The organism is Oscillospiraceae bacterium, assembly GCA_025757685.1.
GTDB lineage: Bacteria > Bacillota > Clostridia > Oscillospirales > Acutalibacteraceae > CAG-217.
On record CP107220.1, the window covers coordinates 350,838 to 376,117 of the forward strand.

The 25,280-nt window shown below is 57.0% G+C and carries 21 protein-coding genes and 1 other annotated feature; of the genes, 20 read left to right on the forward strand and 1 reads right to left on the reverse strand.

From position 1 onward, the window contains the following. Positions 1 to 11: 11 nt before the first annotated feature. Positions 12 to 1,490, reverse strand: coding sequence for an MFS transporter (locus OGM59_01495; GenBank protein UYI91171.1), 1,479 nt, complete (start codon positions 1,488 to 1,490; stop codon positions 12 to 14). A gap of 199 nt (positions 1,491 to 1,689) precedes the next feature. Between OGM59_01495 and OGM59_01500 the strand changes: the two genes are divergently transcribed. The 20 genes from OGM59_01500 (at position 1,690) to smc (ending at position 25,280) form a co-directional block, all read left to right on the forward strand. Continuing rightward, entirely contained in the window at positions 1,690 to 2,526 is an 837-nt protein-coding gene (locus OGM59_01500) for a Cof-type HAD-IIB family hydrolase (protein ID UYI91172.1), read from the forward strand. Further along, the gene (locus OGM59_01505) at positions 2,519 to 2,704 is read left to right on the forward strand and encodes a hypothetical protein (protein ID UYI91173.1); all 186 of its coding nucleotides are present in this window, start codon (positions 2,519 to 2,521) and stop codon (positions 2,702 to 2,704) included. Before OGM59_01500 ends, OGM59_01505 begins: the two co-directional genes overlap by 8 nt. Next, positions 2,701 to 6,690, forward strand: a complete 3,990-nt coding sequence (locus OGM59_01510; GenBank protein UYI91174.1) for a S8 family serine peptidase — start codon at positions 2,701 to 2,703, stop codon at positions 6,688 to 6,690. Before OGM59_01505 ends, OGM59_01510 begins: the two co-directional genes overlap by 4 nt. Continuing rightward, positions 6,677 to 7,138, forward strand: a complete 462-nt coding sequence (locus OGM59_01515; protein UYI91739.1) for a DUF523 domain-containing protein — start codon at positions 6,677 to 6,679, stop codon at positions 7,136 to 7,138. The genes OGM59_01510 and OGM59_01515 overlap by 14 nt, the downstream gene beginning before the upstream one ends. A gap of 84 nt (positions 7,139 to 7,222) precedes the next feature. Next, positions 7,223 to 7,726: a hypothetical protein gene (locus tag OGM59_01520; GenBank protein UYI91175.1), complete on the forward strand. Its 504-nt coding sequence runs from the start codon at positions 7,223 to 7,225 to the stop codon at positions 7,724 to 7,726. Between the two features lie 211 nt (positions 7,727 to 7,937). Further along, the gene (pyk, locus tag OGM59_01525; protein UYI91176.1) at positions 7,938 to 9,362 is read left to right on the forward strand and encodes a pyruvate kinase; all 1,425 of its coding nucleotides are present in this window, start codon (positions 7,938 to 7,940) and stop codon (positions 9,360 to 9,362) included. Beyond that, entirely contained in the window at positions 9,359 to 9,847 is a 489-nt protein-coding gene (locus tag OGM59_01530) for a GNAT family N-acetyltransferase (protein ID UYI91177.1), read from the forward strand. The genes pyk and OGM59_01530 overlap by 4 nt, the downstream gene beginning before the upstream one ends. Beyond that, on the forward strand, positions 9,828 to 10,868 hold the full coding sequence (gene mltG / locus OGM59_01535; protein ID UYI91178.1) for an endolytic transglycosylase MltG: 1,041 nt from the start codon (positions 9,828 to 9,830) through the stop codon (positions 10,866 to 10,868). The genes OGM59_01530 and mltG overlap by 20 nt, the downstream gene beginning before the upstream one ends. 167 nt (positions 10,869 to 11,035) lie before the next feature. Further along, positions 11,036 to 12,106, forward strand: coding sequence for a fibronectin type III domain-containing protein (locus tag OGM59_01540; protein UYI91179.1), 1,071 nt, complete (start codon positions 11,036 to 11,038; stop codon positions 12,104 to 12,106). A 43-nt stretch (positions 12,107 to 12,149) separates the two neighbouring features. Then, positions 12,150 to 12,263: a sequence feature (ribosomal protein L20 leader region), on the forward strand. A 25-nt stretch (positions 12,264 to 12,288) separates the two neighbouring features. Beyond that, complete coding sequence (gene infC, locus OGM59_01545) at positions 12,289 to 12,822, forward strand: translation initiation factor IF-3 (GenBank protein ID UYI91180.1); 534 nt, start codon at positions 12,289 to 12,291, stop codon at positions 12,820 to 12,822. 24 nt (positions 12,823 to 12,846) lie between these two features. Then, positions 12,847 to 13,044, forward strand: coding sequence for a 50S ribosomal protein L35 (gene rpmI / locus OGM59_01550; GenBank protein ID UYI91181.1), 198 nt, complete (start codon positions 12,847 to 12,849; stop codon positions 13,042 to 13,044). 40 nt (positions 13,045 to 13,084) lie between these two features. After that, entirely contained in the window at positions 13,085 to 13,438 is a 354-nt protein-coding gene (rplT, locus tag OGM59_01555) for a 50S ribosomal protein L20 (protein ID UYI91182.1), read from the forward strand. Between the two features lie 209 nt (positions 13,439 to 13,647). Next, complete coding sequence (locus OGM59_01560) at positions 13,648 to 14,421, forward strand: RNA methyltransferase (protein UYI91183.1); 774 nt, start codon at positions 13,648 to 13,650, stop codon at positions 14,419 to 14,421. Then, a complete protein-coding gene (dprA, locus tag OGM59_01565; protein ID UYI91184.1) occupies positions 14,418 to 15,617 on the forward strand; it encodes a DNA-processing protein DprA in 1,200 nt (399 codons plus the stop codon). Before OGM59_01560 ends, dprA begins: the two co-directional genes overlap by 4 nt. A 29-nt stretch (positions 15,618 to 15,646) precedes the next feature. Then, on the forward strand, positions 15,647 to 17,755 hold the full coding sequence (gene topA / locus OGM59_01570; GenBank protein UYI91185.1) for a type I DNA topoisomerase: 2,109 nt from the start codon (positions 15,647 to 15,649) through the stop codon (positions 17,753 to 17,755). Next, the gene (gene trmFO / locus OGM59_01575) at positions 17,756 to 19,051 is read left to right on the forward strand and encodes a methylenetetrahydrofolate--tRNA-(uracil(54)-C(5))-methyltransferase (FADH(2)-oxidizing) TrmFO (protein ID UYI91186.1); all 1,296 of its coding nucleotides are present in this window, start codon (positions 17,756 to 17,758) and stop codon (positions 19,049 to 19,051) included. A 2-nt stretch (positions 19,052 to 19,053) separates the two neighbouring features. Then, the gene (gene plsX, locus OGM59_01580) at positions 19,054 to 20,058 is read left to right on the forward strand and encodes a phosphate acyltransferase PlsX (GenBank protein UYI91187.1); all 1,005 of its coding nucleotides are present in this window, start codon (positions 19,054 to 19,056) and stop codon (positions 20,056 to 20,058) included. 14 nt (positions 20,059 to 20,072) lie between these two features. After that, complete coding sequence (gene rnc, locus OGM59_01585) at positions 20,073 to 20,744, forward strand: ribonuclease III (GenBank protein ID UYI91188.1); 672 nt, start codon at positions 20,073 to 20,075, stop codon at positions 20,742 to 20,744. Next, positions 20,741 to 21,727, forward strand: coding sequence for a radical SAM protein (locus OGM59_01590; protein UYI91189.1), 987 nt, complete (start codon positions 20,741 to 20,743; stop codon positions 21,725 to 21,727). Before rnc ends, OGM59_01590 begins: the two co-directional genes overlap by 4 nt. Then, positions 21,708 to 25,280 (forward strand): chromosome segregation protein SMC, encoded by a 3,573-nt coding sequence (gene smc / locus OGM59_01595; GenBank protein ID UYI91190.1) that lies wholly within the window; start codon positions 21,708 to 21,710, stop codon positions 25,278 to 25,280. Before OGM59_01590 ends, smc begins: the two co-directional genes overlap by 20 nt.

The following is a 25,280-nucleotide window of genomic DNA, read 5'->3' on the forward strand; positions in this document are numbered from 1 at the left end:
CTTATGTGAATTTAGTCTGTAATGGTAATACCTTTTTTCTCCCGCTGGGCAGCCAGTTCCGTTTCCATTTTTTCCCTAAAGTCGCCGGTCAGGTTGTAGAAGAACATGGGAATGGTGCATACCAGCAGACTGATGGCGGGGATCAGCGATACCACGCTGAATATACCGCTCCGCACCCCGTGACTCATCAGCAGCGGGTTGGCGGTGACGGAGGCGTTAATGGAGCCTACATCCAGGTCTACAATAATGTACATGAGAATGATAAAGGAGGTGGAGAGCGCCGCCCCCAGTTTGGTGACAAAGCTCTGAATGGCAGAGCCCATACCGGTGAGCCGGGTGCCGGTCTTCCACTCCATGTAGTCCAAACAGTCGCCGATCATGGCAAAGGCGCACACATTGATGGCGCCGCAGGGCACGCAGCTGAGTACCAAAAACGGCACGCAGGCCCAGAAATGCTGATACCCGATGCACCACATAATCAGACTGGATACGGCGCCCAGCAGGCTGGTGGCAATAATGATCTGTTTGTAGTTGAATTTCTTAAACAGCACCGGCATCAGCAGCATGGCGCCGAACATACCCACGGCGCTGGCCACGCTAAACACGGTGCTCACCAGCGAGATATTGCCTTGCAGTGCCGCCTCCTGCTCCGCGGCGGACAGACCGGTCAGGTCCTTGCCGATATAAAAGCTGTAACGGGCGGCGTGCACTGCGCCGGCCTGGTACATATACCGGGCGGCGGAGAGAATACCCATCAGTGCTGTGAGCATTAAGGGCTTGCAGGTGAAGATCAGCTTCAGCGCAGAGGGCTGATTCTTGTCCTTCTTAGGCGGAATCGGAATGTTCACCCGTTCCTTGGTCTTAAAATATACCCGGATAAACAGCAGATTGCCCACAATGGCGCAAAACAGGGCAATGCACATATACTTCGTCTTTTCCAGCTCCGTGCCGGACAAATTGAACTTGGGCAGAATAAAGCCCAGTACCATAAAGAAAGCGGTAGGTACGGCAGAGCCCACGCCGTTGGCGGTGCGCGCCTTGCTGATAATGCCGCCCCGCTCGTCTGCATTGGGCGTTAAGGCATTGGGCAGTGCCCAGAAGGGCACATCCGAGGCGGTGTAGATCATACCCCAGGCCACATAGGTAACGGCGGCGTAGATCATCTTGGCTGTGTCGCTGATATTGGGTGCGTAGAACAGCAGCACCGTCAGTATGGCAATGGGAATGGGTGTGTAAATGAGATACGGCTTCATTTTGCCGTTCTTTGGATTGGCGTGATCCATAATATAGCCCATGATCGGGTCGTTAATGGCATCCCACACCCGCGCCAGCAGCATCAGCAGCAGCACAAATAAAGGCGTGAGCTTCAGCACGCTAATGTAAAAGTCTGAGATATAGCTGCTCATAATGGCATAGACCATGCCTTGACCCAGTGCTCCGACGCAGTAGGCCATCCATTCTTTTTTCGGCACATGATTTGTATGATTCATGTGACCGTCCCCCCTCTGTATTTTATTTTTAGAACAGAATATTCCAATACTAAGATACCATAGCCACCTGCCTGCCGTCAATGAAAATGTACAGAAATCTGCATAAAAATAACCGGATTTTTACATAGAATGGAAGTAGTCAACACTGCGCAAATATGCTACAATGGGTTTGATAAGATCATCAAAGGAAGGAATTTGTATGCAGATCAAACTCATTGCAATGGACCTGGACGGCACTTTAATGCTGCCGGACCATCAGCGGGTAGGCGAGACCACCCGCCGGGCGTTGGCCGCCTGCCGCCAACAGGGTGTGCGCCTGGCGTTGGCCACCGGTCGCACCTTGGCGCTGACGGAGCCGGTACAGGCCCAACTGCCTTTTTTAGATTATATTGTATTCAGCAACGGCGCCGGTGTGTGGGATGTGCAGAACAAAAAGCGGATCCACAGTGACCCGATGCAGCTGGCGGACGCGCGGCAGATCTGCGCTTATTTGGACAGCCGTCCGGTGTACTATGAATTCTATGCCGATGGGGTGCCGGTGGCACCTGCCCGGCGCAAGGGCATGGCGCAGCTGGACGGAGTGCCGGACAGCTTTGTGGACGAACTGCTGGAGAAAGTGGTGTACCGGGACAGTGTGGCAGACGCGCTGGTCGGTATGACGGTGGAAAAGCTCAATCTCTTTACTATACCGATGGAAGAAAACCGAGCCCTGCGCGCGTTTTTGCAGACCATGGGCCATGTGGAGATCACTTCCTCCATCGGGTGCAATGTGGAGGCCGGCAAGGTGGGCACCAGCAAGGCCACGGCCTTGGCTGCCTTGTGCGGGCAACTGGACTATGACCCGGCCCAGGTGATGTGTTTTGGTGACGGCGGTAACGATGTGGATATGCTGCGCTACTGCGGCTGGTCGTATGCCATGGAGAACGGTACGGACGCGGCCAAGGCGGCTGCCCGCTTTTTGGCGCCATCCAATGATCGGGAGGGTGTTGCCCGCGTGGTTCGGCAAGAGATACTGAAGGAGAATGTGGATGAATAACAAAAAAATCGCCGCCATCGTGCTGATATTTGTGATTCTGTTTTTGGTACTGGTACTGGGGATCGGCTTTTTTGGTGCCATTCCGCTGATCGGCAAGTGGATCGCCTTTGTGCTGGCCTGTTTGCTGGTGGTGTTTTGCGTGGTGTTCTTTTGGCTGGCCGGGAGACGAAACCGATGAATCACAGATACACCCGGCGGGGCACGGCGCTGCTGCTGGTACTGACGCTCCTGGTGAGTATGCTGGGGGCGGCTCTGCCTGTGATGCAAAAATCGGGTGCCGCTTCCGGCACCTTTGCAGCTGCCTATACTGCTCTGTTGGAGAAAGCCCCGGTGGCGCAGGCGGATTTAGAGCGTGATCCTTATGGTCTGTGCCGCCTGGTAGTTACCGGCTATGGCGGCAAGGACTACGGTGCTGTGGCAGCGGCAGTGACGGACGGCTTGGCGATTTTGCAATATGACACACCGTTGGCTGCCCGCAAGGCGGCGGCACAGCTGGCACAGGACGGCGCCACGGCGGAGCCGGACAGCCTGTGCCAATTAGAGACGGATACGAACCTGACCGGCAACCTTTGCCCCTGGGCGGGGGAGATGGTGGGTACCACCGCTTTTTGCGCCCGGCGACAGATCCCGAGTCACCGGGTAGTCATCGCTCAAATTGATACAGGCTTTATGCTGGATCATCCGGCGCTGCAAGGGCGGCTGGCGTCTGACGGCATAGATCTGTCCGGCGACGGTAGAGCCAATGCGGCCTATGACACCCGGCAGCGGGGCGCCACTTATTGGCACGCCACGGCGGTGGCCTCGGTGCTGGCCGGGAATACAGATGAGAATGTAAAAATATTGCCCTATAAAGTGGTGCGCTTCGGTACGGACACCTGCACTGCCTCGGCGGTTTTGGCCGCCATGGAGGACGCTGTGGCGAAGGGTGCACGGGTGCTGAATATGAGCCTGAGCACCAGCCAAAATCGGGCGGGCTTTGCAGCCATGATGGACAAGGCTGCGGCACTGGGCGTGGCTGTGTGCTGCTCTGCCGGCAATGTGGGTGCACAGATCAGCAACCGCTATCCCTCGGCATTGCCCCAGGCCATTACCGTCAGTGCAGTGACAGCGGACAAGACGGTGGCGGGTTTTTCCAATTACGGCGACCTGGTAGATTACTGCGCCCCCGGCAGCCACATTACCGTGGCCACCATGGACAGCGGCGGTGCACCTGCTGCTACAACTGCCTCCGGCACCTCTCTGTCCTGCCCCTATGGGGCGGCCTGTTGTGCGCTGCTGCTGAGTCTGCACCCGGATTTGACCCTGGACCAGCTGAACGCGCTGCTGCAAGGGAGTGCAGAGGATCTGGGTGACCCGGGCTTTGATCCCATTTACGGCAACGGTCTGCTGCGGCTGGATAACCTGACTCAAACCGGCACCAAAGGCAACCTAACCTATACCCTGACTCTGCCGGAGGGTACGCTGGCTCTCACCGGCACCGGTGACGGCGCAGATTATGACCGTGCGGCAGCCACGCCCTGGGCGCTGTGGGCGGAAGAACTACAGCAGATTACGGTGGCGGATACGGTCACCGGGCTGGGCAATTTTACTTTTTCCGGCTGCCAAAATGCAGCGTTTACCCTGCCGGAGACTTTGCAGCGGCTGGGGGCCTATGTGTTTGAAAACTGCAAGGGCCTGCACACCATCACATTGCCCCGCAATGTGGTGCAGGTGGGCACCGGCGCCTTTTCCGGTTGTAGCGATCTGACGGTGCGGGGCTGGCGCAACACCCCTGCGCCCCGGGCTGCGGCTGCGGCAGGGGCGGCGTTCTTACCCCTGGGTTGCGTGCATAACTATGTGTGTCAGATTTTGCGGCCCACAGATACGGATCCGGGCAGCCTGACCTACACCTGTGCCGTGTGCGGCGATACTTATACAGAGCCTTTTGCGGAGCCGCAGGTGCTGGGCAGCGGCAGCTGCGGCCGTGGGGTGAACTGGACCTGCTATGCCACCGGGCAACTGGAGATCACCGGCGCCGGGCGGCTGTCTGCTTACAGCAGCAGCGCTGCGCCCTGGGCTGCCTATGCGGATACGGTGAGCAGCGTGTTCATCGGCCAGGGCGTCACCGGTGTAACCGGTTACGCCTTTGCGGATATGCGGCGGGTGACGGCGTTCTCTGTCACCGGCGATGATTATACGGTGGCAGAGGGTGTGTTGTACAGCGGGGACGGCACGGAGCTGATCTGTTACCCCGGTGGTCGGGTGGCTACGGACTTTACGATTCCCAATGGGGTGACTGCCGTGTATGCGGCGGCGTTTCTGTCTGCCTGGCAGCTGCAACAGGTGGAGAGCGCCTCTGCTGTTCTGACTGTTACGGCAGACGGCCTGTTGTACGGCAAAAATGGGCGCACTCTGTGGATGGCGTTGCCTCAATTCCATCAAGATACCCTTGTGCTGCGCCGGGCGGTGCTGATCGCCGGCGGCGCGTTCTTGCTGAATCATACCTTGCGTACGGTGTACGCCACGGCCGCCGTGTCCGTGGAGCCCCATGGACTGGGGACTGCCTTTTCTGATGGCTTTGTGCGCCGGGCGCTGACGGTGTACGGCTTGCCCGGCTCTGTGCTGGAGACCTACTGCGGCACGGCGATTCCTTTTTACCCGGTGAACAGCGGCGCCTGCGGTGCGGAAACTGCTTGGCAGTATGATTTGGACACAGCGGCGCTTACGATCAGCGGCAGCGGACCGGTGGCGGATTTTGCTGCTGATGTGGCGCCCTGGGCACTGTTTGGTGCAGAGATACGGCAAGTGACGGTGGAGGACGGCGTGACCGCCCTGCCGGAAAGCAGCTTTGCCAATTGCACCGGCCTGACCCGGGTGACCCTGGGCAGCGGTATAGAAAAAATGGACGCCAACTGGTTTGCCCATTGCCGGGATTTAACAGAACTGACGGTTACCGCTACGGACACGGTGTTCCCGGCTGCTGTCTTTGCAGGGGTGGGGGACGGTCTGACCCTGTACGGTTACTATGACACTTCGGTGATGGACTATGCCCGCCAGCATGGACTGACCTTTGTGGCGCTGGGCTGCCTGCACCGAATCTATACGGACAGCGGACCGGCGCCCACCTGCACGGCAGGCGCCACCCACAGCCGCACCTGCGCCCGCTGCGGTGCAGACCTGGGCACGGTAGAGCTGCCCCCGAATGGTCATACTTATTCGGAGACGGTGCAAACGGCGCCTACCTGTACAGCAACCGGGTGTTCCAACTACACCTGCACCGTGTGCGGCGACAGCTACACCGCAGACACCCCGGCTTTGGGTCACAATTGGGTGCAGCGCGCCTATACGGCGCCCACCTGCTGTGTGGCAGGCCGTGTGCAGCGCTACTGTGCCCGCTGCGGTACGGAGGAAACGAACATTTTGTCGCCCACCCAGCCGGAGGGGCATTTTGTCAAGGGCACGGTCACGGACAAGGCCGGTGCGCCGCTGAAAAACATCTCCGTATCGTTGGACGGCACGCCGGTGGCGGTGACCAACGAGAACGGCGTGTTTCTGTTTGAGGGCGTATCGTGCGGGGATTATACTTTGACTTTTTGCGGCGACGGCTGCGTGCCCCGCCGTGTGCCCCTGTCTGTCAGCGGCGGCAACACCACCGCACCGACGGCTGTTTTGTTACTGGTGGGTGATTTGAACGGCGACGGTTATGTAAACGCACGGGACGATGTGCTGGCTCAGCGGCAAGAGGTCAGTCCAAGCGATGGTGCCAACTTGTCGGTGAACCGGGTGCTGCCGAAGGTGACGCTGGATCGAATTTATGGCGTGCAGGCCAAGATCGGTGTGCTGTATATTCGCCAGTCGGCAGAGGAGGATGATACCTACCGCCGCCAATTTGAGGTGAATGTGCGCGCCTTTAACGAGTACCGGGTCGTGGACTGCGGCTTCCTGTACGGTAAGAATATGGCTGAGACGGATTTGGTGCCGGAGCGGGTAGGCACAACCAACGCCCAGGGCTATGCGGTTAAGCGAATGCCTGCGGCCTGTACCCCCGGGCGCAAGGTGCTGCTGTACGGCTCCTCCTCTGCCACCGGGCAGGTGAGCGCCCGGTTTTATATCACTTATACCAACGGTGTTATGACCAAGACTTATTTAAGCGAGGTATGTACCTATGACTATGACGAAGCCTAAGCTACTGGTCTCCGCCTGCCTGCTGGGGGAGAACTGCAAGTACAGCGGCGGCAATAACAGAAATGAGCAGGTGCGGGCGCTGGAACGATATTTTCAGCTGATTCCGGTGTGCCCGGAGTGCTTTGGCGGACTGCCTATTCCCCGGGAACCAAGTGAAATTCGGGACGGCTGCGTGGTGAGCAAAAGCGGTGTGGATGTGACCGCTGCCTTTGCGGACGGGGCGGAAAAAACCCTGTATATTGCTGAGGAGGAAAACTGCGGTCTGGCGCTTCTTAAGGAGCGCAGTCCCTCCTGCGGCAGCCACTTTGTTTATGATGGCACCTTTACCGGAACGGTGGTGCCGGGACAGGGCATGACAGCGGCGTTGCTGGCCGGGCGCGGGGTAGAGCTGTTCAGCGAGGAGACCATTGCCCGCTTGCTTTTGCTGTACGGTCCGGACGAGATGTAAAAACTTGCCTTTTTTGTGTCTGCGGCGTTGACAACGCCCGGTGTCTAAAGTATAATGCAAATAAAGAAAGTGAGGGCTTTTTTCATGAAAAAATGGTTTACCCTTTGTATGGCTGTTTTGTTGCTGCTGGGCGTGTTTGCCGGCTGTACCAAAGGCGGATCCGGCGGCGAGACCACTACGGCAGAGACCACCACATCTCCCTTAGAGACCAAGTCCGCAGCCATTACCGGCAATACGGCGATCCGTTTGCTGGAGAGCTATTCTAAAAAAGAACTGGGTCTGGACAATGTGGGCAAGAAAAAATATGAGTTTATGCTCAGCACCATTGGCTCGGAAATCAAGGGCAAGAAGTATATTCGCGCCGAGGCGGGCTATATGGACCAGACCGGCAAGGATGAGAACGGCAAGCCGGTGTACCAAATGAAGTCGTACAAGACTTTTTATATTGCTTATGACGGCAAGACGCTGCTTATCGACCAGGGCGACGGCAAGTACAAAACCCTGCAGATTGACAAGGCACGGCTGGATCAAGTGACCACCACCCAGGCCAGTACCCAGAAGCACGAGAGCACTTCTAAGAAAAAATAATCGACAAATACGCAAATAACAGCCTTTTATCGGCGGCGGATTATGGGATTTTCCACAATTCTGCCGCCGAATTTTTGTGCTTTTTACCAGTATTTTTACTTCCAAACCCGGTTATTTTAAGATTATGTAAAAAACCGGTTGCCGGTGTTGCCTTTTGGCGGTTTTGTGGTAAAATGAATTTTGGAATCATAGAAACAAGGAGTCTTGATCAATGAAAAAAACAAAAATTATTTGCACCCTCGGTCCGGCAACGGATGACGATCAGGTGTTGGCGGATATGATTAAGGCCGGTATGGATGTGGCACGGTTCAACTTTAGTCACGGTGATTACGATGCCCAGTCCAAGCGGCTGGAGCAGTTGATACGTGTGCGTGAGACGCAGGGTGTGCCGGTGGCTACCTTGCTGGATACCAAGGGTCCGGAAATTCGCACCGGGGACTTTGAAGATCCAAACGGTGTTGTGATTCACAAAGGTGATACTTTTACGCTTACCACAAAAAAATGCCTGGGTGATGCCAAGCACTGCTATGTGAACTACCCCGGGCTGGTAGAAGATGTAGAAGTGGGCACCTCTATCCTCATTAACGACGGCCTGATCGCCATGGAGGTGACGGAGCTGCGCCGGGACGAGATCGTTTGCCGGGTAACGGACGGTGGTCTGCTTACCAACAAAAAGGGCGTGAATGTGCCGGACATCAGCCTGAATATGCCTTACCTGTCTCCGGCAGATATGCAGGATCTGGAATTCGGCGCGTCTCATGATTTCGATTTTATCGCTGCGTCCTTTGTGCGTACCGCAGGGGATGTGATCTATCTGCGCAACTTCTGCCAGGCGCTGGGCTGGAACGATGTGCGTATTATTGCTAAAATCGAGAATATGGAGGGCGTCAATAACATTGACGCGATTATTGAAGAAGCGGACGGCATTATGGTGGCCCGCGGCGACATGGGCGTAGAAATCCCCTTTGAGCGGATCCCTGCTATTCAGAAGATGATCATTCGCAAGGTGTATTCTGCCGGCAAAGTGGTGGTGACCGCTACCCAAATGCTGGAGTCTATGATCACCAATCCCCGCCCCACCCGGGCAGAGATCACCGATGTGGCGAACGCCATTTATGACGGCACCTCCGCCATTATGCTCAGTGGCGAGACCGCTATGGGCGCCCATCCGGTAGAGGCAGTGCAGACCATGGCAACCATTGCTGCTACCACGGAGGAGGACATTGACTACAAGGTGCGCTTTTCCAATGTGTATCCGGCGCCGCTGACGAAAAATATTACTTCTGCTATCGGTCACGCTACGGTGACCACCGCCCATGACCTGGGCGCTGCCGCCATCGTAACGGTTACGCAAAGCGGTACCACCGCCCGCATGATCTCCAAGTACCGCCCGGATGTACCTATTATCGGCGCCACTACGGAGGAGAAGGTGCTGCACCAGCTGATGCTCAGTTGGGGCGTGGTGCCGGTACGCTGCGTGCGCCAGGATAATACGGATGCTCTGTTTGACCACGCGGTGGAGGTGGGCCGTACGACCGGCCTGATCCACCCGGACGATATTGTGGTCATTACCGCCGGTATTCCTCTGGGTGCCAGCGGCACAACGAATATGCTGAAAGTGCAGACGGTGCGATGAGTCCCTTGCGCTTTTTTACCGCCGAGGATCCGGATATGGCCCGGGTGCGTGCCATTCGCCGACAGGTGTTTGTGCAGGACTTGGGCGTGCCGGAGCAGCAGGAGTTTGACGCGGCGGATCTGCCGGGGGCAGATACCGTTTATGCGCTGCTGACGGCAGAGGGCAGCCCTCTGGGCACCGGTCGCCTGCAAGGGGCGGCGGAGAACTATAAAATCGGGCGCATTGCCTTTTTACCCGCTGCCAGAGGGCAGGGGAGCGGCTGCCGACTGGTAACGGCGCTGGTGCGCCGTGCCGCCGAACAGGGCGCGCACCGTGTGCCGGTGGACGCTCGGCTGGAGGCTGTGGGCTTTTATGAGAAGTTGGGGTTTGTGCCCTGCGGCCAGCCGTTTGAGCAGCGGGGTATGCGCCATTTGCCAATGGAATTGACCGGGGCGGCACTGCGCCGCCTGTTGGGAGAGAACGACCATGACGAAGAAGAAAAATAAATCCCTGCGAATCTTGTTGCCGGTGCTGCTGATCGTGGCGCTGGTGGCTGCCGGGCTGTATGCCTACAATCTGGTGCGCACGGATGTGGCCGGGGAGCGGGGCAGCAGCGCCAAGTACACTCTGGTGATTGAGGACAACGACTTTGCTTACGAAATCGGCGCCAAGCTGAAAAACGCCGGTATGATCAAAAGCGATACGGTGTGGACCTGGTGGATGGACCGCAATTACCCGGATTTTACATACTATAACGGCGAGTATTACCTAAACGCCGGCATGAGCTATCAGGATCTGGCGGAGAAGCTGCAAAACCCGGACATTAGCCATAAGAAGGTGAAGGTCACCATTCCCGAGGGCTACACGGTGTTTGATATTGCCTCTACGCTGGAAAAAAAGAATGTGTGCAGCGCCAAGGATTTCTTAAAGGCGTGCAGCACCACCGAGGGCTACGATTATGACTGGCTGGCGGACTTTCCCAAGAATGACCCCCATGTGGGCTATATTTTGGAGGGCTTTTTGTTCCCGGCTACTTATGACTTTGGGGAGAATTCCAAGGCTACGGATATTGCAGATGCGATGTTAGAGGCCTTTGACCAGCGGATTACCGATGAGGTGAAAACCTATTGCAAGCAGCGGGGCTACACGCTGTACCAGTTTGTGACCCTGTGCTCTATTGTGCAAAAGGAGGCACTGAGCAAATCCAGTCAAGGCAATATTGCCTCTACTTTGGAGAATCGGCTGGACAAGGGCATGAAGATCGAGTGCGATGTGACCTATTACTACGCCAAGGCGTTGCGGGACCATGGCTTTTCCCAGTCGGTGTATGACGCTTATTACACCTACCGTTGCCCCGGCCTGCCTGCCGGTCCCATTGCCAACCCGGGTACGGAAATTATGACTGCCACCGTGGAGCACCCCAGTACCGATTATTTGTATTTCTTCTCGGACCTGAAAGGGAACTTCCACTTTGCCGCTACTTATGGTGAATTTGAAAGTTTAAAGGCCAAGTATCCCTGGAAATAATGGACTTTTGGCGATTATCACCAAAGAACGGAGCCAAAGTTTGGAGAAAGTGCCAAAGGCCTTTTCGTTGACGGCAAAATTGAAAATATGGTAAAATAAGTGTGTCCCTTGTGGGGCGCACTTATATTTTTACCTTCATACAAAGAAACAAAGAAAGCGAGGATTTTATGAAAAAATTACTTTCCACCCTGCTGGCTGTGATGCTGGCTGTAACCATGCTCACCGGCATGGCGATCCCTGCCCAGGCAGCGGAGAACGACATTTTCAACCCCGGCGTGCTGGAACTGGACGGCAGCCGTACTTTTACCATCAGCAAAACCAAAAGTTCTGCCTTCTTTTCTTTTACACCGGAAACCACGGGATGCTACGAATTCCGTATTCAAAATAGAAAATTGAAAGATGTAGATGTGGATTTTGGCATAATGGACAATTATGCAATGATGTTAACTTCTGCAGGAGAGGTAGATGCGGCGCGTTACAGAGGTGTTTCAGATACGCTTGCGACTGCAATGACTTTACAAGCAGGTGAGCGTTATTTGATTTATTTTACTGCTTATAACCAGGAGCAATGGGAGCGCCCGGTGGATTTTAATGTGAATGTGGGTATGCACACACATGACGTTATAGAGGGCAATATTAAAGCCACGCATCACGATGATGGCGAGAACTATAAGCTGTGCAAGTATTGCGATGAGTATAAGGGCTACATGAATGATTACAATGCCTATGAGACCGTCGCATTGAGCAAGACTTCCTATACCTATGACGGCAAAGAGAAAAAACCGGGCGTTACGGTTACGGATTGGTTGGGCGATCCTATCTCCAAGAGTGAGTACACCGTGACTTATCCCAAGAGCGCCAAGAATGTAGGCAAATATACCGTGACCATCAAGTTTAAGAACCACTATGTCGGCACGGAAAAGCGCACTTTTACCATCAATCCCAAGGGCACTTCTTTGAGCAAGGTGACCAGCCCCAAAAAAGCCCAGCTGAAAGTGACTTGGAAGAAGCAGGCTGCCCAGACCACCGGCTACCAGGTGCAGTACAGCACGGACAAGAACTTCAAAAAGGGCAACAAGACCGTGACTGTAAAGGGCGCCAAGACCACCGCCAAGACCATTTCCAAGCTCACCAAGGGCAAGAAATACTATGTGCGGGTGCGTACCTATAAGACGGTGAACAAGACCAATTTCTACTCCGGCTGGAGCAAGAGCAGCTCTGTCACCGTGAAAAAATAAGAAAACCGTTGACAAATCCGCGCGGGTGTGGTAAACTATTGCCACAACAAAGCAGAACGACCCTGTTCTCCCCTCCCGCTGCGGCAAAGAGGGCAATCTTCAATTCCTAAGATTTGAGAGAAGTGCGGGCGTTTTGCGTCCGCACTTTTTGGCTTTTCAGCCGGTGCAACTTTATCAAAGAGGTGTTATTTATCAGCAGAGAAAAGGACACAGTCCAACTCAACGAACAAATTCGGGATAAAGAGCTTCGTATCGTCTCCGCCGACGGCGAGCAGTTGGGGATCATGAGCGCCCGTGACGCGCAAAAGATTGCCGACGATCGCGGTCTGGATCTGGTGAAGATCGCTCCCCAGGCCAAGCCCCCGGTCTGCAAGATCATGGATTACAGCAAGTACCGTTATGAGCAGGCCAAGCGGGAGAAAGAGAACCGCAAGAATCAAAAGACGGTGGAAACGAAAGAGATTCGTCTGTCCCTGAAGATCGACATCGGTGACTTCAACACCAAGCTCAACCATGCCAAGAAGTTCTTAGAGGCCGGCAACAAGCTGAAGGTATCTATCCGCCTGCGCGGGCGGGAGATGGCCCACTCTGACCTGGGCGTTGCCACCATGCAGCGCTTTGCCGAGGGGATCGGCGAGCTGGGCTCTGTTGACAAGCAACCCAAACTGGAGGGCAGACAGATCCTGATGTTTATGTCCCCCAAGGCAGCAAAGTAAATTCACAAAACGGAGGAATAGATTATGCCTAAAATCAAAACGCACAGCGGCGCAAAAAAGCGCTTCAAGACCACCAAAAGCGGCAAGGTAAAGCGTGCTCACGCTTACACCTCCCACATTTTGACCAAGAAGTCCACCAAGCGTAAGAGAAACCTGCGCAAGACTGCCGTTGCAGATGTGACCAACCAGAAGCAGTGCAAGCGCCTGGTGCCCTACAAATAAGAGACAACGCGTTTTATCAGAATATCGGAGGTAAGAAAGAATGGCTAGAATTAAAGGCGCTATGGCGACCCGCAAGAGAAGAAAGAAAGTATTAAAGGCTGCAAAGGGCTATTACGGCGGCAAGCACCGTCTGTTTAAGACTGCTAAGCAGGCTGTGATGAAGAGCGGCCAGTACGCTTACATCGGCCGTAAGCAGAAGAAGAGAGATTTCCGCAGAATGTGGATCACCCGTATCTCTGCTGCCTGCAAGGCAAACGGTATGAATTACTCCACCTTTATGAACGGTCTGAAGAAGGCCGGCGTGGACCTGAACAGAAAGATGCTGTCTGAGATTGCCATTGCTGATCCGGCGGGCTTCACCGCTCTGACCGAGACCGCTAAGGCTGCTCTGTAAGATTTGCCAATGACGGACTGTACCCTTTTGGGTGCGGTCCGTTTTGTTTTTTTCAAAAAGTCAAAATTTTTTGTCTTTGGGTGTTGCACTTTTTTGCGATATAATGTAATATAAGACTTAATTTAATAAATAAAGCCAGTGGTTTGGTTAAACAGATAGGGGTCGGCCCGGTGCCGACTGCATAGTAGCACGCCAAAACGGAGATGTGTATGGATAAAATCACGGGAAAACAGAATCAACTGATCAAGGACACCAAAAAATTGTTGGCCTCCGCCAAGGCACGCCGGGACGCTCGCTCCTTTGTGCTGGAGGGGGCACGGCTTTGTTTTGATGTCCTTCATTCGTTTTATACCGTTGCGCTGGTGTTGGTCACCGCCGACTGTATGGCGCGCTACCCGGCGGAATGTGCCCGGTTGTGTGATCGGGCCGATCGGGCGGTGGAGATCAGCAGCGAGGTGGCGGACAAACTGGCGGAGACGGAGCACACCCAAGGCATCTTCTGTGTGTGCAAAATGCCGGCGGAGAACCCTACCATTGAGACCGGGCGCTTTATCGCTTTGGACGGGGTGCAGGATCCCAGCAATCTGGGCGCCATCGCCCGCAGCGCAGAGGCGTTGGGCATAGCCGGTTTGCTGGCGTATAACTGCTGCGATGTGTATAATCCCAAGGCGCTGCGCGCCTCTATGGGCAGCCTGCTGCGGCTGCCGGTGACCGTCAGTCACGATTTGCGGGAGGATCTGCTGCTGTATAAGGCAGAGGGGTTCCAGGTGCTTGGCACCGTGCCGGTGGATACGGCAGCCAAAATTACGGAGACCCACTTTACCAAGTCCTCCATCTGTGTGATCGGTAATGAGGGCAACGGAATCAGCCAGGGGGTCAAGCAGGTGTGCGACGATCTGGTGACCATTCCCATGAAAGGGCGGGCCGAGAGCCTGAATGCCTCCGTTGCGGCGGCCATTACCATGTGGGAGATGATGCGATGAGCGAGACGGCCTACTGGGTATGGCTCCAATGTGCCCTGGGAGAGGGCGCGGCGGTACAGCCTTTGTTAGAAGAATTCGGCAGCGCCAAGGCGGTGTACGACGCCAACATTATGGAGTGGCGCATGACCCCGGCGCTGACAAAATATCAGGTGCAGCACTTGGAGAGCACGCCTCTGTCCGCTGCGGACAAAGTGCTTTCCACCTGCAAGCAGCAGGGCTGGCAGATACTCCCCTATGACCATCCGGATTATCCCCGCCTGCTGCGGGATCTGCCGGACCCGCCGCTGGTGCTGTATGTGGACGGCACCGTGCCGGACTGGAACCGGCAGTTGACCCTGGGCATTGTGGGTACCCGCCAGGCGTCCGCTTATGCGGTGCAGGTGTGCGACATTATGGCTAAGGGCGTGGCAGGCGCCGGAGCCATTGTGGTCAGCGGCGGCGCGCTGGGAATCGACAGTACCGCCCATAAGGGCGCGATGTTGGCCGGCGGCACCACCGTTGCGGTGCTGGGCTGCGGTCTGGGCACCCGGTATTTGATGCAAAATGAGCCGCTGCGGGCAGAAATTCGCAGCCACGGTGCGCTGGTAACGGAATTTCGACCCTTTACCCCGGCAGGGAAGCACACCTTCCCTTTGCGTAACCGCTTGATCAGTGGTATGAGCGAGGGCTTGCTGGTGGTAGAAGCCGGCAGCCACAGCGGCTCTTTGATCACCGCCCGTTGCGCGCTGGAACAGGGGCGCGATGTGTACGCAGTGCCCGGCTCCGTGTTGTCTACGGACTTTGCCGGCACAAACGATCTAATCAACGACGGTGCTTATGTGGTGACCCAGCCGGTCCAGCTACTTTCCGGTTATGCGGAGCGCTACCACCTGGATTTGGACCGGGTGCCCAGCGTGCAGCAGCTGCTGGCGGCGGAGCAGGACCCGGGCGCCAACTTGCCCCAAACCTCTAAGGAGTACGATTTTGAACGGCTGGAGGAGGGGCGGCAGCGGCTGAAACAGCGACGAGAAAATCAGGCGCTGCTTACAGCTGCGGAAAGTGCGGTGCTTGCTGCACTGCCGGAGGTATTCACCCCGGTAGATCAGGTGGCAGCCAAGGCAGCTATGCCCCAGGGGCAGCTGCTGGCGGCGCTGACCAAACTGGAACTGCTGGATCTGGCGGAGAGCGCCCCCGGCAGCCGCTTTCGGAAGAAATAACAGCTCGAGAGAGAAAGGATATAGAATAAATGTCAAAACTGGTTATTGTGGAGTCGCCGGCCAAGGCGAAGAACATTAAGGGCTATTTGGGCAAGGGGTACGATGTGGTGGCCTCTATGGGCCATGTGCGGGATCTGCCCGCCGCCCGGCTGTCTGTGGACATTGCCCATGACTTTGCCCCTAAGTATGCGGTAATCGCCGGCAAGGAGAACTTTGTAAAGGACCTGAAAAAAAAGGCCCAGGCCGCCGATTATGTGTACCTGGCAACGGACCCTGATCGGGAGGGCGAGGCCATTAGCTGGCACCTGGCCACGCTGTTGGGGCTGGATATGAAAGAGAAAAACCGGGTCACCTTTAACGAGATTACCAAGCACGGCGTGCTTACCGGTATGGAGCACCCCCGCGCCATTGATATTGACTTTGTAAATGCTCAGCAGGCCCGGCGAATTTTGGATCGGCTCATCGGCTACAAGCTGTCGCCCTTTATCAGCCAAAAAATCCGACGGGGTTTGTCTGCCGGTCGTGTGCAGTCCGTGGCGCTGCGGCTGGTGGTGGACAGGGAAGAGGAGATCCGTGCTTTTAAGCCGGAGGAATACTGGTCCATTGACGCTAAGTTTACCAACCCGCCGGAGCGCAAGAGCTTTGCCGCCGCCCTGGCCGGTAAGGTGGATGATAAGGCAAAGATCAAGATCACTTCCAAGGAGGAGAGCGACAAGATCCTTTCCGATTTAGAGGGCGCCGAGTACATGGTGCAGTCGGTGAAGAAGGGCACCCGCAAGAAGAGCCCCACCCCGCCGTTTATCACCTCCACCTTGCAGCAGGAGGCTTCCCGCCGCCTGTCCTTCCAGGCCAAGCGGACCATGAAAGCCGCCCAGGAGCTGTATGAGGGCGTGGAAGTAGCCGGTCACGGCACACTGGGTCTGATCACTTATATGCGTACGGACTCCCTGCGGATCTCCGAGGAGGCACGGGCTGCCGGCAACGCCTTTATTACAGAGACTTACGGCGAGAAGTACCTGCCTAAGAAGCCCCGGTATTTTAAGTCCAAGAGCAATATTCAGGACGGCCACGAGGCCATTCGCCCCACCACCCCCTCCATTACCCCGGAGATGGTGAAGGGCAGCGTTACCACCGACCAGTACAAAATCTACAAGCTGGTGTGGGAGCGGTTTATTGCCTCCCTGATGGAGAACTGCCTGCAAGAGACCATGAAAATTGAGATCGTTGCCAACGGCTATGTGTTCAACGCCACCGGCTACACGGTGAAGTTTGACGGCTTTACCGTGCTGTATGAGGAGAAAGGCGACGACGGCAAAACCGAGGGCGCAGCGCCCCTGCCGCCGGTAAAGGCCGGCGACAAGCTGCGGCTCAAGAGTATTCTCGGCAATCAGCACTTTACCCAGCCCCCCGCCCGGTACACGGAGGCATCCCTGACCAAGGCGCTGGAGGAGAACGGCGTGGGTCGTCCCTCCACCTATGTGACCATCACCTCTACCATTGTGGGTCGGGAGTATGTGAAGCGCGAGGGCAAGCAGTTCGTGCCCACGGAGCTGGGTGAGGCAGTGACCAAGCTGCTGGAGGAGCGTATGCCCAACATTGTGGATGTAAAGTACACCTCCAAGATGGAAGCGGATCTGGATAAGATCGACTCCGGTGATCGGGATTATATTGATATGATTCGCCACTATTACGAGGACTTTGAGGCCCCGCTGGAAAAGGCAAAGAAGGAAATGCAGGGCGTGAAGATCAAGCTGAAAGAGGAAGAGACGGATGTGGTCTGCGAAAAGTGCGGGCGCAACATGGTCATCAAAGTAGGCCGCTACGGCAAGTTCCTGGCCTGCCCCGGCTACCCGGAGTGTAAGAATACCAAGCCCCTGGTGTTTAAGACCAAGGCCAAGTGCCCGGTGTGCGGCGCCGATGTGATCGAGAAAAAGACCCGCCGGGGTACTTCTTTCTACGGCTGCTCCGCTTATCCCAACTGCAACTTTATGACCTGGGATGTGCCCACCGACGAGGTGTGCCCCCAGTGCGGCAAGTCCCTGTTTAAGAAGCGGGGCAATGTGCTGGTATGCCTGGACGAGAAGTGTGGCTTTAGCAAACCGGCACCTAAGAAGAAAAAAGAACAGGCAGAGGAATAAATGAGATTTACAGTAATCGGTGCAGGCTTAGCCGGTACGGAGGCGGCGTGGCAGATTGCCAATGCCGGCCACCCGGTCACCCTGCTGGAGATGAAGCCGGTGCAGTATTCACCGGCCCATACATCGCCATTGTTTGCGGAGCTGGTGTGCTCCAACTCCTTAAAGGCCGCCCGGCTGGAAAGTGCGGCGGGGCTGCTCAAGGAGGAAATGGCTCGGCTTGGCTCTCTGACGGTGCCCATTGCTCGGCAGTGCGCTGTGCCTGCCGGCGGTGCCCTGGCCGTGGATCGGGAGCAGTTCGCCTCTCGGGTGACGGCGGCAGTGGAGGCGCACCCCAATATCACCGTAGAGCATCGGGTGGTGACGGAAGTACCCCGCGGGGCAGATCAGATCACTGTGGTGGCCAGCGGTCCGCTGACGGCGGACGATTTGGCGTCGGATATTGAGCGGCTTTGCCCCGGTCGGCTGTCCTTTTATGACGCGGCGGCGCCCATTATCACAGCGGAGAGCGTGGACTATACCAAGGTGTTCGGCGCCTCCCGCTACGACCGTGGCGGCGACAGCGACTATTTGAACTGTCCCTTCAATCGGGCGGAATATGAGGCATTTATAAACGCGCTGGTGCATGCCGAGGGTGCAGTGACCCATGATTTTGATGTGTACGAGGGCTGTATGCCCATTGAGAAGTTGGCAAAGCGTGGTGCGGACGCACCTCGGTTCGGCCCCATGAAGCCGGTTGGACTCATTGACCCGGCTACCGGACACCGTCCTTGGGCCTGTGTGCAGTTGCGTCGGGAGAACGCCGGCGGCACCCTGTTTAACCTGGTGGGGTTTCAGACCAACCTGAAGTTCCCGGAGCAGCGGCGGGTGTTCCGTATGATCCCCGGACTGGAGCAGGCAGAGATTGTGCGCTACGGCGTGATGCACCGCAATTCCTTTATTGACTCGCCCCGGCTGCTGGGTGCGGATTACGCGCTGCGCAGCCACCCCAACATTTTCTTCGCCGGTCAGATCACCGGTGTGGAGGGGTATATGGAGTCCGCCATGAGCGGCATTTTGGCCGGGCGCAATGCAGTGCGCCGGGCAGAGGGCAAGCCCACCGGCTGCCCGAACGGCGAGACGATGAGCGGTGCTTTGACCCGCTATATCAGCGACGAGAGTGTGAAGCATTTTCAGCCCATGGGCGCCAATTTTGGCATTTTGCCCCCCATGGAGCCGAAAATTCGAGATAAAAAAGAGCGCTATGCGGCTTTGTCTAACCGGGCGCTGGCGGCACTGGACCGCTTTTTGGAGAAATGAGCATGAAGATCATTGTAGACGCATTCGGCGGTGACCACGCACCCTTGGAGATTCTAAAGGGCGCCATGCAGGCGGTGGACGCCTATGATGTGGACATTATCCTCACCGGCAAAGAGGCAGAAATTCGCCGCTGTGCAGCGGAGAACCGCTTGCAGCTGCGACGCACCCGCATTGTGGACGCTCCCCAGGTGATCACCATGGAGGATGACGCCAAGAGCGTGCTGCGCAGTAAGAAAGACTCATCCCTGGGCGTGGCGTTTCAACTGCTGAAAGCCGGGGAGGGGGACGCGTTGGTCAGCGCCGGCAATACCGGTGCCGTGACCGTAGGCGCTACGCTGATCGCCGGGCGGATTAAAGGGGTTAAGCGACCGGCGATTGCCTCGGTTATGCCCTCTGCAAGCAAGCCTTTTTTGATGATGGACTGCGGTGCCAATGCAGAATGCAAGCCGGAGTTCCTGTGCCAATTTGGGCTGCTTGGTTCCCTGTATATGCAGCATGTGCTCCATGTGAAGAACCCGCGGGTGGCTCTGGCCAATAACGGAACAGAACCCACCAAAGGCACCCCAACCGTGCGGGCGGCCTATGACCTGATGACTGCCGCACCGTACAATTTTGTGGGCAATATCGAGGGTCGCCAAATTCCCTTTGGGGATGCGGATGTGGTGGTGGCCGACGGCTTTACCGGCAACCTGATCTTAAAGACCTACGAGGGCGTGGCCAAGGTGCTGATGAACGAGATGAAGGGCCTGTTCAAGAAGAACGCCTTTACGCTGCTGTCTGCCCTGGGTGTGTCCGGCGGGCTAAAGAATATGAAAGCCAAGTTTGACTATAAGGAATACGGCGGCGCCGTAATGCTGGGGGTACAAAAGCCGGTGGTCAAGGCCCACGGCTCCGCAGACGCCCGCACCTTTAAGAATGCCATCAAACAGGCGGTCTGGTTTTTGCAAAACGACCTGATCGGCCATATAGAAACCGCCCTGGCAGCGCCTGCTGCCTCGGCAGAATAAGAGGAAGTTCGGTTATGGAATCTTTGGAACATAAGATTGGATATACCTTTCAGGATCGCAGCCTGTTGCAGGAGGCACTGACTCATTCCAGCTACGCCAACGAGCGCCACGGCCGCGTGCGTTGCAACGAGCGTATGGAGTTCCTGGGGGACGCGGTGCTGTCCATTGTGTCTGCAGAGCTGCTGTACACCCGGTTCCCGGATATGCCGGAGGGTCAACTGTCCAAGTTGCGCTCGGCGCTGGTGTGCACCCAAAGCTTGGCCGGGTTTGCCGCCCAGATCGACCTGGGCAGCTACCTGCGTATGGGCAAGGGTGAGATCCACACCAAGGGCTGGGAGCGCCCCTCCACGCTGGAAAATACCTTTGAGGCGCTGATTGCCGCCATTTATTTGGACGGCGGTATGGAACCGGCCAAGCGGCACATTCTCCGCTTTTTAGTACCGGCGTTGGAGAATCACACCACCGCCTTTAAGGACTATAAGACCACCCTGCAAGAGGTGGTACAGCAGAACCCGGGGGAGAATGTGACCTATGTGCTGGTGGGAGAGAGCGGCCCGGACCACGACAAGCGCTTTCAGGTGCAGGTGCGGCTCAATTCCAATGTGATCGGCTCCGGTGTGGGTCGCAGCAAAAAGGAAGCGGAGCAGGAGGCGGCCAAAGAGGCGCTGCACCTGATGGGCCTATGAGAAAGGGCAATATCAGCATTTTTGTGCCCCATATCGGCTGCCCGTGCCGGTGCACCTTTTGCGATCAGCGCACCATCAGCGGCCAAACGGCGCCGCCTACGCCGGAAGATGTGCGCGCCGCTTGTGAGAAAGCCTTTGAAAAAGACGGTTTCAGCTATGAAATTGCGTTTTTTGGAGGCTCCTTTACCGCCATTGACCCGGCGTATATGCAGTCCCTGCTGGCTGCCGCCGCACCGTATGTGCAGGCCGGCAAGGCCACAGGCATTCGGGTGTCTACCCGGCCGGATTGCGTAGACGACGCGGTGCTGGCACTGCTAAAATCCTACGGCGTGACTGCTGTGGAACTGGGGTGCCAGAGTATGGATGACCGGGTGCTGACCCGGTGCCGCCGGGGTCACAAGGCAGCGGACAGTATTGCCGCCGCCCAGTGCGTGCACCGAGCGGGGCTGGAACTGGGCGTGCAGATGATGACCGGCCTGCCCGGCGATACGGACGATACCGCCTTGGAAACGGCTGGGCAGCTGATCGCCTTGCGCCCGGCCACCGTGCGGATTTACCCAACGGTGGTGCTGGCAGGTACGGAGCTGGAACGCCAATACCGCAGCGGGGACTATGTGCCCCAAACGGTGGCGCAGGCGGTGGACCTGTGCAGCCGGCTGGTGCCGCTGTTTACTGCGGCAGGGGTGCGGATCATTCGCCTGGGACTGCACAGCAGCCCGGAGGTGAAGGAAAAAATGGTGGCCGGTGCCTTTCATGACAGCTTTGGCGAGCTGGTGTATTCTCGTATGCTGCTGCGCCGGGTGTTGGCGTATCCGCCGGGCGCGTACACCGTGACGGTGCACCCCCGGTACTACTCTCGCTTTGTGGGAAATAAAAAACAAAATCTGGATGAACTGGCCGCAAGGCAGTATCAAATCCGGTTACAAACAGATACCGCCCTGGCGGGCGAAATGAGGATCGAATATGGTATTAAGAACACTTGAAATGCAGGGGTTTAAGTCCTTCCCGGACAAAACGGTGCTGAACTTTGGCAAGGGCATCACCGCCGTGGTAGGGCCTAACGGCTCCGGCAAGAGTAATATCTCCGACGCGGTGCGTTGGGTACTGGGCGAGACCAGCACCAAGTCCCTGCGCGGTTCTAAGATGGAGGATGTGATCTTTGGCGGCACCTCCGCCCGTAAGGCACTGGGCTTTGCCCAGGTGCAGCTGACCCTGGACAACAGCGATGGCACCTTAAAGGACCGGGGCGAGATTGTCACCGTCACCCGCCGCTATTACCGCAGCGGCGAGAGCGAGTACAAAATTGACGGCGAGCAGGTGCGGCGCAAGGACATTCGCGAGCTGTTTATGGACACGGGCTTGGGCGCCGACGGCTATTCTCTGGTTGGTCAGGGCAAGATCGATTCGATTATTTCTGCCAAGAATGAGGACCGTCGGGAACTGTTTGAAGAGGCGGCGGGAATCTCTCGCTTCCGCCACAAGCGCACAGATTCCCAGCGGCGGCTGGAGCAGGCACAAGAGAATTTGGTGCGCCTGCTGGATATTTTGGGCGAGTTGGAGAGCCGAGTAGGTCCCTTGAAAGTCCAAAGCGAAAAGGCGGCTGCCTTTTTAGACCTGAGTGCGGAAAAGAAAGAACTGGAGATCGGCGTTTGGCTGCAAAAGCTGGACCGCTTTACAGATGAATTGCGGGAGCAGGAGCACCGCATTGACGCCGCCGGTGCCTCTTACCAAATTTGTGAGGCGGATCTGGCAGAGATTGAGAAGAAGATCGAAGAAGCCGCCGCCGGTGCTGCGCAGCTGAATGTGGAGATTGAGGAGCAGCGCCTGGCATCCCAAAAGCTGGAGGAGGAGGCGCTGCGCAAGGATGCAGAGATCCGGGTATTGGAGACCAATTTGCAGCACCAAACCGAGACTGTGGAGCGCCTGGAACAGGAGATCCGTGATGCGGACCAGACCGGCGCCACCTTAGAGGAACGGCTGGCTCGGCTGCGCCAAACCATTGGGGATAACGATGCTGCCGGAGCGGACAAGCGCCGCCAACTGGAGGAGATCACCCGCCAGAGCCAGGCACTGCTGGACTCCGGCGATAGCAATACAAAAGAGACTACGGAACTGAACCGCAAGCTCAGTGACCTGACCTTGCAGCTGTCTGACGCCAAGGTGCAGGCTTCCGCCGCCGCTTCTTCTATGGAGGAGATCGGGCAGCGCTCCGGCTCCGTGGACGACTTGCTGGCTGCCTGCGGCAAGGAGACCCAGCGAATCCTTGCCCAGCAGCAGGAGAGCCGGGAGAATCTGGCGTTCTTGCAGCAGCGCATTGATGAGAACAGCAACGCGCTGTCCGGCTATCAAATGAAGTTGCAGGGCAAAACCGCCGCAGCGGAGAAAATCAAGTCCAAACTGGACGAACTGGCCGCCGCCGTGCAGCAAAAGCGGCAGCGGGCCAATCTGCTGTCGGATTTAGAGAAGAATATGGAGGGCTTTTCCGGTGCGGTAAAGGCGGTGATCCGCCAATCCAGAGCCGGTGCGCTGCGGGGAATCCACGGGGTGCTGTCCCAGCTGATCACCGTAGAGGACGCCCATTCCACGGCCATTGAGGTGGCGCTGGGCGCCGCCATGCAGAATATTGTGACGGATAACGAGGCAGATGCCAAGCGCGCTATGCAGTACCTCAAGCAGAACAACGCCGGGCGAGCCACATTCCTGCCCATCAGCAACATTCAGGGCCGCCGGTTAGAGGAGCGGGGTCTGGAGGACTGCTTTGGCTATGTGGCGCTGGCGCCGGAGCTGGTAGACTGCGACCATCGGTACAGCCAGATCATCTCTAACCTGCTGGGGCGCACGGTGATTGTGGAGGACTTGGACTCTGCCATCGGTATGGCCAAGCAGTACCACAACCGCTTTCGCATTGTGACCCTGGACGGCCAGGTGATGAACCCGGGCGGCTCCATGAGCGGTGGTTCCCGTGCCAAGGGCGCCGGGGTGCTGTCCCGTGCCAATCAGATTGAAGCGCTGCACAGCGAGGTCAAGGCCCTGGAGGGGCAGATGCATGATGTGCAAGCAGAGTATAAAACCGCCGTGGAGGAGGCCAACTTTGCCGCTGCCAAGCTGCAAGGTGCCCAGGCGGATATGAAACAGGCCCAGGAGGATCTGATCCGCGCCCAGGGCGACGACAAGCTAATTTGCGAGAAATTGTCTGCCGCCGAGAGCCAGCAGCAGGCCTTGCAGCAAGAAAAGGACAATGCCGCCGATCGTGTGCAGGCCTTGCAGCAGGACCTGGACGCTGCCAACGCCAAGGCCGCCGAGTTTGAAAGTGCCATTGCAGACACCCGCGCCGCCTTGGAGCAGGCAGGCAGCCAGGCAGCCGCCATTACCGCACAGCGAGAAGAGACCCGCCGTCAAACAGAGCAGCTGAACCTGGATCTGGTCACTTTGGCCAAGGACAGCGCCGCTGGCAAAATGAGCATTGAGGATCTGCTTGCCCGGAAGAACAGCGCAGCGGATCGGGTGGCTGCCACCCGGCGAGAGATTGACCAAATCCGCGCCGCCCAAACCGGCTTTGCCGCCCAAACGGAGCAGTTGCAGGCAGAGGCTGGGGAACTGCGGGAACGTGCAGCCCGAGCGGAAGAGGCGGTACAGCAAAAGATCGCTGCCCGAACGGATGGCGAAAAGACCACCGGCGACCTGCGCGCCGCCGAGCGGGCCAAGAGCCAGGAACGCCAGCAGCTGTCTGCCGAGTTGGTACGGCTGGAAGAGCGCAAAAACGCGATGCAAAAGGAATATGACGAGTTGGGCGATATGCTCTTTGAGCAGTACGAGCTGACCCGCCGAGAGGCCCAGGCACTGAACATTCAAATTGACAATATGGCCGAGGCCAAAAAGCGTCTGCATGAGATCAAAGTGGCGATCAAAAAGCTGGGCTCCATCAATGTGGGCGCCATTGAGGAATACAAAGAGGTGTCCGAGCGCTACACATTCCTGAAAGAACAGATCGACGATGTGGAGCGCTCCAAGTCAGAGCTGAACAAGATCATTGAGGATCTGACCGCCTCCATGAGCGAGAAGTTCCTGACCCAGTTTCAGAAAATCAACACCGAGTTTGCCGCCTGCTTTACAGACTTTTTCGGCGGGGGCAAGGGCGAGTTGATTTTGGAGGAACCGGACAACTGTTTGGAGTCCGCCATTGAAATTAAAATTCAGCCCCCGGGCAAGTCGGTGCAGAACATTAACCTGTTCTCCGGCGGCGAAAAGTCGCTGGCGGCGCTGGCACTGCTCTTTAGTGTGCTGAAGGTGACGCCCTCTCCGTTTTGTATTTACGACGAGGTGGAGGCGGCGCTGGACGATGTGAATGTGGAGCGTTTTGCTAAGTATATGCGCCGTATGACGGACAAAACCCAGTTTATCAGCATTACCCACCGTCGGGGCACCATGGAAGAGGCGGATGTGCTCTACGGCGTGACCATGCAGGAGAAGGGCGTGTCCAAGCTGCTGGAGCTGCAAACGGCGGAACTGGCAGCCAAAATGGGATTGGAGGAATAA

What these genes read in the sequence shown, in the direction of transcription:
- OGM59_01540 (UYI91179.1), top strand. Translation starts at nt 11,036, where the DNA reads ATGAAAAAATTACTTTCCACCCTGCTGGCTGTGATGCTGGCTGTAACC.
- dprA (UYI91184.1), top strand. Translation starts at nt 14,418, where the DNA reads ATGAGCGAGACGGCCTACTGGGTATGGCTCCAATGTGCCCTGGGAGAG.
- topA (UYI91185.1), top strand. Translation starts at nt 15,647, where the DNA reads ATGTCAAAACTGGTTATTGTGGAGTCGCCGGCCAAGGCGAAGAACATT.
- rnc (UYI91188.1), top strand. Translation starts at nt 20,073, where the DNA reads ATGGAATCTTTGGAACATAAGATTGGATATACCTTTCAGGATCGCAGC.
- trmFO (UYI91186.1), top strand. Translation starts at nt 17,756, where the DNA reads ATGAGATTTACAGTAATCGGTGCAGGCTTAGCCGGTACGGAGGCGGCG.
- pyk (UYI91176.1), top strand. Translation starts at nt 7,938, where the DNA reads ATGAAAAAAACAAAAATTATTTGCACCCTCGGTCCGGCAACGGATGAC.
- mltG (UYI91178.1), top strand. Translation starts at nt 9,828, where the DNA reads ATGACGAAGAAGAAAAATAAATCCCTGCGAATCTTGTTGCCGGTGCTG.
- rplT (UYI91182.1), top strand. Translation starts at nt 13,085, where the DNA reads ATGGCTAGAATTAAAGGCGCTATGGCGACCCGCAAGAGAAGAAAGAAA.
- OGM59_01530 (UYI91177.1), top strand. Translation starts at nt 9,359, where the DNA reads ATGAGTCCCTTGCGCTTTTTTACCGCCGAGGATCCGGATATGGCCCGG.
- OGM59_01520 (UYI91175.1), top strand. Translation starts at nt 7,223, where the DNA reads ATGAAAAAATGGTTTACCCTTTGTATGGCTGTTTTGTTGCTGCTGGGC.
- OGM59_01590 (UYI91189.1), top strand. Translation starts at nt 20,741, where the DNA reads ATGAGAAAGGGCAATATCAGCATTTTTGTGCCCCATATCGGCTGCCCG.
- OGM59_01560 (UYI91183.1), top strand. Translation starts at nt 13,648, where the DNA reads ATGGATAAAATCACGGGAAAACAGAATCAACTGATCAAGGACACCAAA.
- OGM59_01510 (UYI91174.1), top strand. Translation starts at nt 2,701, where the DNA reads ATGAATCACAGATACACCCGGCGGGGCACGGCGCTGCTGCTGGTACTG.
- rpmI (UYI91181.1), top strand. Translation starts at nt 12,847, where the DNA reads ATGCCTAAAATCAAAACGCACAGCGGCGCAAAAAAGCGCTTCAAGACC.
- OGM59_01495 (UYI91171.1), bottom strand. Translation starts at nt 1,490, where the DNA reads ATGAATCATACAAATCATGTGCCGAAAAAAGAATGGATGGCCTACTGC.
- OGM59_01505 (UYI91173.1), top strand. Translation starts at nt 2,519, where the DNA reads ATGAATAACAAAAAAATCGCCGCCATCGTGCTGATATTTGTGATTCTG.
- OGM59_01515 (UYI91739.1), top strand. Translation starts at nt 6,677, where the DNA reads ATGACGAAGCCTAAGCTACTGGTCTCCGCCTGCCTGCTGGGGGAGAAC.
- OGM59_01500 (UYI91172.1), top strand. Translation starts at nt 1,690, where the DNA reads ATGCAGATCAAACTCATTGCAATGGACCTGGACGGCACTTTAATGCTG.
- smc (UYI91190.1), top strand. Translation starts at nt 21,708, where the DNA reads ATGGTATTAAGAACACTTGAAATGCAGGGGTTTAAGTCCTTCCCGGAC.
- plsX (UYI91187.1), top strand. Translation starts at nt 19,054, where the DNA reads ATGAAGATCATTGTAGACGCATTCGGCGGTGACCACGCACCCTTGGAG.